Source organism: Castellaniella sp. (assembly GCF_004321985.1).
Classification (GTDB): domain Bacteria; phylum Pseudomonadota; class Gammaproteobacteria; order Burkholderiales; family Burkholderiaceae_B; genus Castellaniella.
Map to the genome: position 1 here is coordinate 108,451 of NZ_SCQN01000014.1, position 11,723 is coordinate 120,173.

At 65.4% G+C, this 11,723-nt stretch carries 8 protein-coding genes; 5 read left to right on the forward strand and 3 right to left on the reverse strand.

Going from position 1 to position 11,723, the window contains the following annotated elements; all coding sequences use genetic code 11:
• Positions 1-42 precede the first annotated feature (42 nt).
• The 4 genes from EPN31_RS03950 (at position 43) to accD (ending at position 5,293) form a co-directional block, all read left to right on the forward strand.
• Positions 43-2,241 (forward strand): bifunctional (p)ppGpp synthetase/guanosine-3',5'-bis(diphosphate) 3'-pyrophosphohydrolase, encoded by a 2,199-nt coding sequence (locus EPN31_RS03950; protein WP_291769818.1) that lies wholly within the window; start codon positions 43-45, stop codon positions 2,239-2,241.
• A 129-nt stretch (positions 2,242-2,370) separates the two neighbouring features.
• Complete coding sequence (gene trpB, locus EPN31_RS03955; protein ID WP_291769821.1) at positions 2,371-3,570, forward strand: tryptophan synthase subunit beta; 1,200 nt, start codon at positions 2,371-2,373, stop codon at positions 3,568-3,570.
• An 8-nt stretch (positions 3,571-3,578) separates the two neighbouring features.
• Positions 3,579-4,412 (forward strand): tryptophan synthase subunit alpha, encoded by an 834-nt coding sequence (gene trpA / locus EPN31_RS03960; protein ID WP_291769824.1) that lies wholly within the window; start codon positions 3,579-3,581, stop codon positions 4,410-4,412.
• The gene (gene accD / locus EPN31_RS03965) at positions 4,409-5,293 is read left to right on the forward strand and encodes an acetyl-CoA carboxylase, carboxyltransferase subunit beta (protein ID WP_291769828.1); all 885 of its coding nucleotides are present in this window, start codon (positions 4,409-4,411) and stop codon (positions 5,291-5,293) included. Before trpA ends, accD begins: the two co-directional genes overlap by 4 nt.
• Positions 5,294-5,316: 23 nt before the next feature.
• Here the strand turns inward: accD and EPN31_RS03970 are convergent, their stop codons facing one another.
• From EPN31_RS03970 to EPN31_RS03980, 3 genes are all read right to left on the reverse strand, one after another.
• A complete protein-coding gene (locus EPN31_RS03970; RefSeq protein ID WP_291769831.1) occupies positions 5,317-6,267 on the reverse strand; it encodes a VOC family protein in 951 nt (316 codons plus the stop codon).
• 87 nt (positions 6,268-6,354) lie between these two features.
• A complete protein-coding gene (locus EPN31_RS03975; RefSeq protein ID WP_291769835.1) occupies positions 6,355-7,191 on the reverse strand; it encodes a fumarylacetoacetate hydrolase family protein in 837 nt (278 codons plus the stop codon).
• A gap of 216 nt (positions 7,192-7,407) precedes the next feature.
• A complete protein-coding gene (locus EPN31_RS03980; RefSeq protein WP_291769838.1) occupies positions 7,408-10,281 on the reverse strand; it encodes an Rne/Rng family ribonuclease in 2,874 nt (957 codons plus the stop codon).
• Between the two features lie 479 nt (positions 10,282-10,760).
• On the opposite strand from EPN31_RS03980, the gene EPN31_RS03985 reads away from it, so the two are divergent.
• The gene (locus tag EPN31_RS03985; protein ID WP_291769842.1) at positions 10,761-11,717 is read left to right on the forward strand and encodes an RluA family pseudouridine synthase; all 957 of its coding nucleotides are present in this window, start codon (positions 10,761-10,763) and stop codon (positions 11,715-11,717) included.
• Positions 11,718-11,723: the final 6 nt, after the last annotated feature.

Below are 11,723 nucleotides of genomic sequence, written 5' to 3' on the forward strand. Positions count from 1 at the left end.
GTATAGAGATCTGAACCGGTCTTTCGTCGAATATGCCGTACCATGAATCCAAGCCTAGTCTCTGATGCCGCCGATCCCCTGGGGCCGCAGTGGTTCCAGGCGGCCAGCCAGGGGCTGGATGCGCCAGGGGTGGCGCTGCTGGGCCAAGCGGTGGAATGGGTGCGGGAACCGTTGCGCGGCGCGCAGGCCAGCACCGGAGAGCCCCTGGCGGCGCATGGCGCCGGCCTGGTGCTGATCCTGCAGGAACTGGGAACCGATGCGATCACGCGTGCGGCGGCCCTGCTGGCCATCCAGCCGGTTCCCGTCGGCGAGGTCACCCGCGCGGATCCGTTGCACAAGGCCTTCGGCCCCGAAATCACGACGCTGGTCCAGGGCGTGCGCGCGCTGCTGCGCCTGGGGACCGTGGCCGGACAGGTGGGCAGCACGTCGGGTGCCGACCAGAAGGAAATGCAGCGCAAGATGTTGCTGGCCATGGCTGCCGACCTGCGCATCGTGCTCATGCGCCTGGCGTCGCGCCTGCAGTCGCTGCGCTGGTATGCGGCCAGCCACACACCCTGCCCGGAGGCGTTTGCCCAGGAAACCACGACGCTCTACACCCCGCTGGCCAATCGGCTGGGGATCTGGCAACTCAAGTGGGAAATGGAAGACCTCAGCTTCCGCTTCCTGCAGCCCGAGACCTACAAGGCGATCGCCCGCCAGCTCGAGGAAAAGCGCGCAGAGCGCGAAGCCTTCATTGACGATATCGTCGAGCGCCTGCGGGCGGCGCTGGCCGACGCCCACATCCAGGCCGAGATCAGCGGCCGCCCCAAGCATATCTACAGCATCTGGAACAAGATGCGCCTCAAGCATCTGGAATTCCACCAGTTGTTCGACCTGCGGGCGTTGCGCGTGATCGTGGCCGATGAGCGCACTTGCTACGCCGTGCTGGCGCTGGTGCATGCGATGTGGGCGCCGGTACCTGAGGAATTCGACGATTACATTGCGCGCCCCAAGCCCAACGGCTACCGGTCCCTGCACACTGTGGTGGCGGATGGTCAGGGGCGGGCCTTCGAGATTCAGATCCGTACACGCGACATGCACCAGTATGCCGAGTTCGGCATGGCTGCCCACTGGCGCTACAAGGAAGCCGGCGCACGCGGCGGTCAGGTGTCCGCGTCAGGCGATTACGATCAGAAGATTGCCTGGATGCGCCAGCTGCTCGCCTGGAAGGAAGAGGGCGGGCCAGCGCCGGCAGCGGCGCCTGCGGGTGGCGGGCGCATCTATGTGATGACGCCGCAGGCGCGCGTGCTGGAATTGCCCGAGGGCTCCACGCCCATTGATTTTGCCTACCTGTTGCATACCGACCTGGGACACCGTTGCCGCGGGGCAAAGGTCGACGGCCAGATGGTGCCGCTGTCCACGCCGCTGAAGACGGGGCAGACGGTGGAGATCGTTGCCGCCAAGTCGGGCGGACCTTCCCGCGACTGGCTCAATCCCGAGCTCGGCTATCTGGCCAGCCCGCGTGCGCGTTCCAAGGTGCGGGCCTGGTTCAATGCCGTGGAGCTGCAGCAGCGCATTGCCCAGGGCCAGGCGCTGGTGGAGAAGGAACTGCAGCGGCTCGGGCGCACGGCTGTCAATCAGGAGCATCTGGCGCAGGAGCTCGGGTTTGCGCGCGCGGACGACCTGTATGTAGCGGCTGCCAAGGAAGAATTCAGCCTGCGGCAGATTGAGCATGCCTTCCGGCAGCCGGAACCGGCGGGTCCCGAACCCGCTGGCGAGGCCAGGGTCTATCACCCGGATGTGGACAGCGTCGCGCATACCGGCAAGAGCGGGGTACTGGTGGTGGGCGTGGATTCGTTGCTCACGCAGCTGGCGCGCTGCTGCCGGCCGGCGCCGCCCGATCCCATCGAGGGCTTCGTCACACGCGGGCGGGGAGTGTCCATCCATCGGCGGGACTGCCCGTCCTGGCAGGCGTTGTCCAGGCGCCATCCGGAGCGCTGTATCGAGGTTGCCTGGGGCGAGACCGGGGATTCGACCTATCCGGTGGACATCACGATTCACGCCCAGGATAGGCCTGCATTGTTGCGTGATCTGTCAGAGGTCTTCGCCAGGCTGCGGTTGCGTGTGGTGCGCGTGACCACCTACAGCCGCCAGTCGCTGGCGCATATGGTGTTCACGATCGAGGTGCGTGACGGGTCACAGATCCGCCTGGCTCTGGATGCGGCCAATGAGCTGTCCGGGGTGCGTGCCACGCGGCACTGAAAAGCCGGGCGGTGGCCGCCTCGGGCGGTGTGAGCTTCACACCGGGGCGGCTGCTAAAATGCTGGTTTGGCTGGCGCTTGTGGCGCGCAGATTGCGCCGCCTGCTGTTCTGTATGGAGCGAGTCTAGATTTGAAACCCTATCATTTGCCGGATGCCCAGGGGCATTTCGGAAAGTTTGGCGGTTCGTTCGTCGCCGAAACGCTCGTGCATGCGCTGGATGCGCTGCGTGATGCCTACGCTCATTATCGCGACGATCCCGAGTTCAAGCGCGAATTCGCGTATGAACTCGAACACTTCGTCGGGCGCCCCAGTCCGGTCTACCATGCCCGGCGCTGGTCGGAGCAGCTGGGCGGGGCCCAGATCTGGTTCAAGCGTGAAGACCTGAACCATACCGGGGCGCACAAGATCAACAATTGCATTGGCCAAGCCCTGCTCGCGCGGCGCATGGGCAAGCCGCGCATCATCGCCGAGACCGGCGCCGGCCAGCACGGCGTGGCCAGCGCCACGGTGGCAGCGCGCTATGGTCTGGAATGCGTGGTCTACATGGGCAGTGAAGACGTCCGCCGGCAGGCGTCCAACGTCTACCGGATGAAGCTGCTGGGCGCGCGCGTGGTGCCGGTCGAATCGGGCTCACGCACGCTGAAGGACGCCTTGAACGAGGCTATGCGCGACTGGGTCACGAATGTCGAGAACACGTTCTACATCATCGGAACGGTGGCCGGTCCTCATCCCTATCCGCAGATGGTGCGCGACTTCCAGACCGTCATCGGCCAGGAGTGCCGCGAGCAGATGCCGCGTGACGCGGGCCGCCAACCCGACTACGTGGTCGCCGCAGTGGGCGGTGGCTCCAACGCCATCGGGATTTTCTATCCCTATATTGAAGACGAATCCGTGCGGCTGATTGGCGTGGAAGCGGCCGGCGAGGGCCTGGATTCGGGGCACCACGCCGCGTCCCTGAATCGCGGCGTGGTGGGCGTATTGCACGGCAATCGCACCTACCTGTTGCAGGATGCCAATGGCCAGATTACCGAAACGCATTCCATCTCGGCTGGCCTGGATTACCCAGGGGTGGGGCCGGAGCACGCTTGGCTGAAGGACTCGGGTCGCGCCCAGTATGTGGGCATCACCGACCAAGAGGCCCTGGCGGCGTTCCACGATTGCTGCCACATCGAGGGCATCATGCCGGCGCTGGAATCGGCGCATGCCATTGCCCATGCCGTGAAGCTCGCGCCCACGCTCCCCCGCGACCAGATCATCCTGGTGAACCTGTCAGGGCGCGGCGACAAGGACATGCACACAGTCGCCGAATACAGCGGCATCACGCTCTAGGAGACGCCATGACTACTGAAAATGTTCGTCTGGCGACTTGTTTTGCCGGTTTGTCCGGACGGGCGGCGCTGATTCCGTACATCACGGCGGGAGACCCGCTGGGCGGGCCCACGCCGGTGCTCATGCATGCGCTCGTCGAGGCCGGTGCGGATGTGATCGAACTGGGCGTGCCGTTTTCCGATCCCATGGCCGATGGCCCCGTCATCCAGCAGGCTGGCGAGCGCGCCATTGCTGCAGGCACCAGCCTGTCTGGCGTCCTGGATATCGTCGCGCAATTCCGGCAGCAGGATGCCAGGACACCCGTGGTGCTCATGGGGTATGCCAATCCCATCGAATGCCTGGGGCGGGAGGCCTTCATCGCGCGTGCCGCCGAGGCCGGTGTGGATGGTGTGCTGGTGGTGGATTACACCCCCGAGGAATCCGCAGCCTTCGCTTCGCAGTTGAGCTCGGCGGGCCTGGATCCCATCTATCTGCTCGCGCCCACATCCACCGAGGCGCGCATGCTGGACGTGGCCCGCCTGGCGCGCGGCTACGTCTACTATGTGTCGCTGAAGGGTGTCACCGGGTCCGGGAATCTGGACACGGATGACGTGGCACATCACCTGGATGTGATCCGCCGTCACATCCGAATACCCATCGGGGTGGGCTTCGGCATCCGCGATGCCCAGAGCGCCGCCCGCGTGGCGCGTCATGCCGATGCTGTCGTGATCGGCAGCAAGCTGATCCAGGTCATCCAGGAAGCGTCCGCGGAAGGCGGCCCGCAGGCGGCCGTCCAGGCCGCCGCCCAATGGCTGGGCGGGGTGCGTCAGGCGATCGAACATGTTCGAGAGGGTCAGTCATGAGTTGGTTTGAAAAGATCCTCCCGCCGCGCATCCATCGCAGCGACTCCGGGGCCTCGTCCAAACGGGTCCCCGAAGGGCTGTGGGTGAAATGTCCAGCCTGCGAAGCGGTACTCTACAAGGAAGACCTGCAGGCCACGCTGAATGTGTGCCCAAAGTGCGGGCACCATATGCGTCTGGGCGCGCGTGCCCGCATCGATTCCCTGCTGGATGCCGAAGGCCGCGAGGAGATCGGTGCTCAGATCCGCCCCATGGACCCCCTGAAATTCAAGGATTCGCGCCGATACCCCGAAAGAGTCTCCGCGGCGGTCAAGCAGACGGGTGAGACTGAGGCGCTCATCGTGGTGAGCGGCACAGTGCTGTCGGTTCCGGCCGTCCTGGCCTGCTTCGAGTTTGCCTTCATGGGCGGCTCCATGGGGTCTGTGGTGGGCGAACGCTATGCCCGGGGAGTGCAGCACGCCATCGACAAGCGCATGGCCTTCGTCAGCGTCACTGCCACGGGCGGCGCGCGCATGCAGGAATCGCTGTTTTCGTTGATGCAGATGGCCAAGACCACGGCCATGCTGCACCAGCTCGCCGATGCGGGGCTGCCCTACATCAGCATCCTGACGGACCCGACCATGGGCGGCGTGTCCGCCTCGTTTGCCTTCATGGGCGACGTGGTGATTGCCGAACCCAACGCGCTGATCGGTTTCGCCGGGCCGCGCGTGATCGAGCAGACGGTTCGGGAGAAACTTCCCGAAGGCTTCCAGCGTGCGGAATTGCTGCTGTCCAAGGGCGCGATCGATCGCGTGGTGGACAGGCGCGAACTGCGCGCCGAAGTCGCGCATCTGCTGGCGTTGTTCACGCGCCAGCCCATCGAGGTCGTCGCGCAGGTCGCGTAGGCGCGCCTGGGCCCCGGCTGGGGTTACAGCTCGTAGTTGACGATGAAATCGTCCGGTACCGGCGGTCCCCAGGCGTACAGCGAGTCTTCTGGCGGGTAGTCGCCGGCCGGCCAGTCCACGTCGGCGGGTACATAGTCGATGTCGAAGGAGTATTCCGCATAGCCGCCCCAGGGGTCGCGTACATAGCGGAAATAGTTCGACCCCAATACATGCCGGCCGACTCCCCAACCGCGGGTGTGGCCGGCATAGGCCATTTGCTGAGCGCCCAACCCTACATCGTCGATGGAAGCGACGTCCCAGCTGCTGTGGTGCAGCCCGTAGCCCGCTGACTTCGCGATTGCGATCAGATGGTGGTCGCTGCCATGGGGCGTGTGGATGAAGGCGATGATCGATTCCGAGCGGTCCGACAGCCGCAGTCCCAGCACGTCTTCATAGAACGCCAGCCCGCGATCCACGTCCGGTGAAAACAGGAGGATATGCGACAACCGCCTGGGCTGTACTGTCCTGATCTGGTTGCGGTGCGGGGAACGGCCTCGCGTGTCAGTCTCGGGCGGGAAGGTGCGTGACGCCTTGTGGTTCGGTGAGGTTTTTTCGGCCACCACGATCTGGTGAGCCAGCCCGTCCGGGCCAGCAATCCAGAAATCGCCCTCGGTCCCAGCCAGTGCCGGGCGCGTGATACGCGGCACGTGGAGCGCCTCGATCCGGGCCTCGAAGGCTTCCAGGTCGTCGGCAAAGATGCCCCAGCTGATCCAAAGCAATCGCTTGGCAGCGCCAGGCAGGACGCGGCCCCAGCGATGGGGATTGCCGAAGGTGTAGAGGGCCAGGGCGCCGGCTTCATCGCGGACGTCCAGCCCGAAAGATTCGTAGAACTGTCGCGCTGGGGCGAGCTCAGGCACGCTGAAGGCAAATTCGTGGACCGAATGCGCCGCCAGTACGCCCGGCCGGCGCGACGGGGAGTTGGAGGATGTGGGCATGTCTGTCTCCTGCCGCGAGTGATGGCCCGCAGTCGCGCGGCACCAGGCTGGGGCTCGGGCCGGGACGAATGCAGGCTGGTCTTCGGGCTACACCACTTTTTGCGTCTGTGTTCCCAGCTTGTCCATGACCAGTGTCACGGTGTCGCCTTTTTTCAGGAATTGTTGTGGCTTCATGCCCAGGCCCACGCCGGATGGGGTACCCGTAGTCACCACGTCGCCAGGCAGCAGCGTCATGAAGCGGCTCAGGTACGACACCAGATGGGCCACCGGGAAGATCATGTCGGCCGTGGTGCTGCGCTGGCGGATCTGGCCATTGACCTTCAGTTCCATCTTCAGGGTTTGCGGGTTGGGGATCTCGTCGGTCGTCACCAGCCAGGGTCCGATGGGGCCGAACGTGTCGAAGCTCTTGCCCTTGGTCCACTGACCGCCGCGCTTGATCTGCCACTCGCGTTCCGAAACGTCGTTGCAAAGGCAGTAACCGGCGATCAGGCCCAGGGCGTCTTTCTCGGACACCTTGCGTGCCGTGGCACCCATCACGAAGGCCAGTTCGATTTCCCAGTCGGTTTCCTTGGATCGGGCCGGCAGCACGATGTCGTCGTTCGGGCCGCTCAAGCACGGGATTGCCTTATTGAAAACCACCGGTTCCTTCGGGATGGCCAGCCCGGACTCCTCGGCGTGCTTGCGGTAGTTGAGGCCGATCGCCACGAATTGGCGCGAACCGGCGACCGGAGTTCCCAGGCGCGGCGTACCACCGACCTTGGGCAGTTTGGTGAGATCGATGGCCTTGATGGCCTGCAGCCGTTCGGGCGACAGCCAGTCCGGAGTCCAGTCCGGGACGATTCCGGACAGGTCGCGCAGATGTCCTTGGGCGTCCAGTGCGCCCGGCTTCTCTGCCCCCTTGGGGCCAAAACGCAGGAGTTTCACGATAGGTTCCTCATGGTGGATGGTATCGGGCCAGGAGCGATTTCCGGTAGCCCGCGTGAACTCGTCCACTTTAGGCCTTTGGCGGCGGCGATGAAAGTGCCGTCGTTCGCGGTTGTCGGAAAACAGAATGCCTGGGGGTCTGTGATGACCCCCAGGCATTCTGGCCCGGGTTTCAGCCGCTGGCGAGACGTCTTGTGCCTCGCCAGCAGGGTCCGCCTAGTGGGTTTCCACCTGCTGCATGGGCTCGGTCTTCGCGACTGTGCTCGGCTTGCGGGGGCGGCCCAGCGGTTTGGCGGGTGCCGCGGGCGCTTCTGCTGCACTGTCGATCGGCCGAGTTTCCACCATCTGCATGCCCGTATCTTCCATCACCTGCTCTACAGGCGGCAGGATGATGGGGTGCGCGCTGTGCAGAGGCGCCGCTGCGCTTGCTGCTGCCGCAACGTGCGGGGCTTGCTCGGCCGGCGAGACCCTCACCGGTTCGGGTGCTGGCTCGGCAACCGGTTCGGCGCTTGGCGTTTCGACTGGTTCTGCCGACCGTTCGGCGACAGGTGCTGGCGCCGGCTCTTCAGGTTCGTCGGCCCCCCCGACCGCCACCCAGGCATTGGGTGTGTGAGCGAGCGCTTCGGCTTCGAAGTGCGGCGTCTCATGCGTGGTCAGCGGAACTTCTTCACTGTCGTTGGCGGCGACCGACTCGTCGGCGGTCGACTCGCTGAACGTGTCTCCTGCCTCGCCGGTGCGGCGGCCGCGGCGACCGCGGCGGCGACGACGCTTGCGTTCTGGATCGGGAGTTTCCAGGTTGCTGTCCGTCTCTGTGTCCACGTCGGGGCCGGCCACGGCTGCGGCCGGTTCCGTCTCGACCGCGCGGTCAGCCTCGACTCGTGCCGGCTTGGTGTCTGCCGACGCGGCTACAGTCGATTCCGCATCATCGGTGGCCGAAGCGATCGTAGCGACCGTAGCGGCACCTGTATTCAGGACATTATCGTCGTGCAGCGTGCCTTCGTCCTGACGGTGACGGCCGCGCCCGCGGCGGTTGCGACCGCGCCGGGATTCGCCGGTTTCCGTGCCGGAAGCTTCCGGGCGGGCCTCGGCGGCCGGGGCCTGAGTGGCTTGGTCACCCGTGTCGCGTTCGGCTGCCCGGTCGCGATGGTGACGGTTCTCGGCAGGTCGGTCAGCGCGCTCGGTACGCTCGGTGCGTTCCGTCCGATCGCCGCGCTCGGGGCGTGCGCTACGCTCGCCCCGGGGTTCCGGACGGCGGTCGCTGCGGCGGCCGCGTCCGTTCGTGCTCCGGCGGCGTTCCGGGGTGCTCTCTGTCTTGGCCGGTGCGGCCGGCGCTTCGACGGCCGGTGCCGCCGGTTCGCTGGGACCCGCCAGCCAGCCGAAGAGCCGCTTGATCAAGCCACCCGAAGCGGGCTGCGCCGCAGGCGCGGCCACGGTCGGCGTGGATTCGGTTGGCGCGGGTGCCCGCTCGACGTGATGCGGGGCCGGCTGTGCCGGCTGGATGCCCTTGACCAGTGCTTCGGGGCGCGGCTTGGCCTCTTGTGCACGGTTGGGCTGCCAAATGAGCTTCTCTTCGGGTTCCTCGACGAGTTCGAAGCTGGTCTTCGTTTCGTCAAGCCGAGGATCGTCGTGACGCAGACGCTCGATGTGATGGTGCGGCGTTTCCAGATTCTTGTTGGGAATCAGCACCAGATTGACCTTCAGGCGTGATTCGATCTGGCTGATGTCGCGTCGCTTTTCGTTGAGCAGGAATGTGGCCACGTCCACAGGTACTTGTGCATGCAGTGCCGCCGTGCCTTCCTTCATGGCCTCTTCTTGCAGCAGGCGCAGGACATGCAGGGCGCTGGATTCCGCGTCGCGGATCACCCCTGTGCCGGTGCAGCGCGGACAAGTGACGTGCGAGCCTTCGCTCAGGGCGGGGCGCAGGCGCTGGCGTGACAGTTCCATCAGCCCGAAGCGGGAAATCTTGCCCATCTGCACGCGGGCACGATCGAAGTGCAGGGCGTCCCGCAGGCGCGTTTCGACGGTGCGTTGGTTCTTGGTCTCCTCCATGTCGATGAAGTCGATCACGATCAGGCCGCCCAGGTCGCGCAGGCGCAATTGGCGGGCGACTTCGTCAGCTGCTTCGACGTTGGTGCGCAGCGCTGTTTCCTCGATGTCGGCCCCACGTGTGGAGCGGGCCGAGTTCACGTCCACGGCGACCAGGGCTTCGGTATGGTCGATCACGATGGAGCCGCCCGAGGGTAGCGTGACCGTGCGGGAGTAGGCCGTCTCGATCTGGTGTTCGATCTGGAAACGCGAGAACAGCGGTACGTCGTCCTGATAGCGCTTCACGCGACTGACGTTGTCTGGCATCACCACGCTCATGAAGGCCGTGGCCTGGTCGTGGATGTCGTCGGTGTCGACCAGGATCTCGCCGATTTCAGGCGAGAAGTAATCGCGGATCGCGCGAATGACCAGACTGGATTCCAGGTAGATCAGGATCGGCGCCTTGTTCTCGCGGGCTGCGCCGTCGATGGCGGTCCAGAGCTGCAGCAGGTAGTTCAGGTCCCATTGCAGTTCTTCCACGCCTCGGCCAATACCGGCCGTGCGGGCGATCATGCTCATGCCCGAGGGCACTTCGAGCTGATCCATGGTGTCGCGCAGTTCCTGGCGGTCGTCGCCTTCGACCCGGCGCGAGACTCCGCCGCCACGCGGGTTGTTCGGCATCAGGACCAGATAGCATCCGGCCAGCGAGATGAACGTGGTCAGCGCTGCGCCCTTGTTGCCTCGTTCTTCCTTTTCGACCTGGATGATCAGCTCCTGGCCTTCGGCCAGTGCGTCCTGGATGCGCGCCGAGCGTACGTCCACGCCTTCCTTGAAATAGGTGCGGGCGACTTCCTTGAAGGGCAGGAAGCCGTGGCGTTCTTCGCCGTAGTTGACGAAGCAGGCCTCCAGACCGGGTTCGATGCGGGTGATGACGCCTTTGTAGATGTTGCCCTTGCGCTGCTCGCGCCCGGCGGTTTCGATGTCCAGGTCGATGAGTTTTTGCCCATCGACGATCGCGACGCGTAGTTCTTCTTGGTGCGTCGCATTGAACAGCATGCGTTTCATGAGTGGGTTTCTCCGTTGTCAGGGCGCGTCGGGTTCGACGCGCGACCACGGGTCGCCCGGTGTACAGCGCTGCAGTCTGCGGGAGATGGACGGTGCTGGCCAGTTACGCCGCGCCGACCCTCCGGGTACGAGGCACGGCGCGCCGATTGGCGCGGGGTTCTGGCAGCAGGGAGGTCAAGGGCACGATGGTGATTGACGAAAATTTGCTGGGAACTACGGGCGCGTTCCAGTGGATCGCGCCCGGTGCGGAAGAGCGAGCAGAAATCTGCAACGTCGCACGCGGCGCACTGTCGGTTTCCGTATTGGCAGTAAGGCTCATACGCAAAACCAGGACAGGCCGGCGACCGGGGACCCGAAGGCCTGAAACCTGGGCAGTACAATGTGATCCCTGCTGTCTGACGGAGATGCGCATTGGGCGTCTCTACGTCGGTTGGTTCCAAGCCTCTACAGGCTGTTGCGATTATATGACGCTTTCCCCCATGCGCAAAATAGTTGTTTCTCCGCGAGCTGCGCCGGCCGTCCGCCTGTTGTCGGTGGGTGACGAACAGGCCGGCCAGCGCCTGGACAATTTTTTGCTGCGCGAATGCAAGGGGGTGCCCAAAAGCCATGTGTACAAGGCCATTCGCGATGGCCAGGTCCGGGTGAACAAGGGCCGCTGCCACGCCGAGACCCGACTCCAGGCGGGCGATCGCGTCCGCATTCCGCCGCTTCGCCTGCCGGACCCCGGCGCCCGCCCTCCCGCGCCGCCGGCAACCTTCCCGGTCATTTATGAAGATGCCCACCTGCTGGTGGTGGACAAACCTGCCGGTGTGGCCGTACACGGCGGCAGCGGGGTGTCTTTCGGGGTGATTGAGCAATTGCGCGCCGCGCGGCCCGAAGAACGCCTGCTGGAACTCGCCCATCGCCTGGACCGGGAAACCTCCGGGGTGCTGATGGTGGCCCGTAGCCGCAGGGCGCTGGTGGCGCTGCACGACATGATGCGCGAACACCAGGGGCGCAAGCGCTATCTGGCGCTGGTGGTGGGGGACTGGGTCAATGACCGCCAGCATATCCGGTTGCCGCTGCTCAAGTACCTGACCCCGTCGGGCGAGCGGCGAGTGCGCGTGGATGCGCTGGGCAAGCCGGCGCATACGATCATCACGCTGCAGCACCGGTATGGCGGAGCGTGGTCGCTGGTGGAGGCCGAGCTTCGCACTGGCCGCACTCACCAGATCCGCGTGCATTTGGCGGCGCAGGGCCACCCCATCGCCGGTGACGAGAAGTACGGCCGCGACGAGGTCCGAGCCGCCCTGTTTGCCCAGGGGTTTCGGCGCATGTTCCTGCATGCCGGTCACCTGGAGATTCCGCACCCGGTGACGGGCGAACCGCTGCGGCTGGAGGCGCCGCTTCCGCCGGATTGCGAGGCGCTGCTGCAGCGTCTGGAACGGGACGGCTGAGATGCC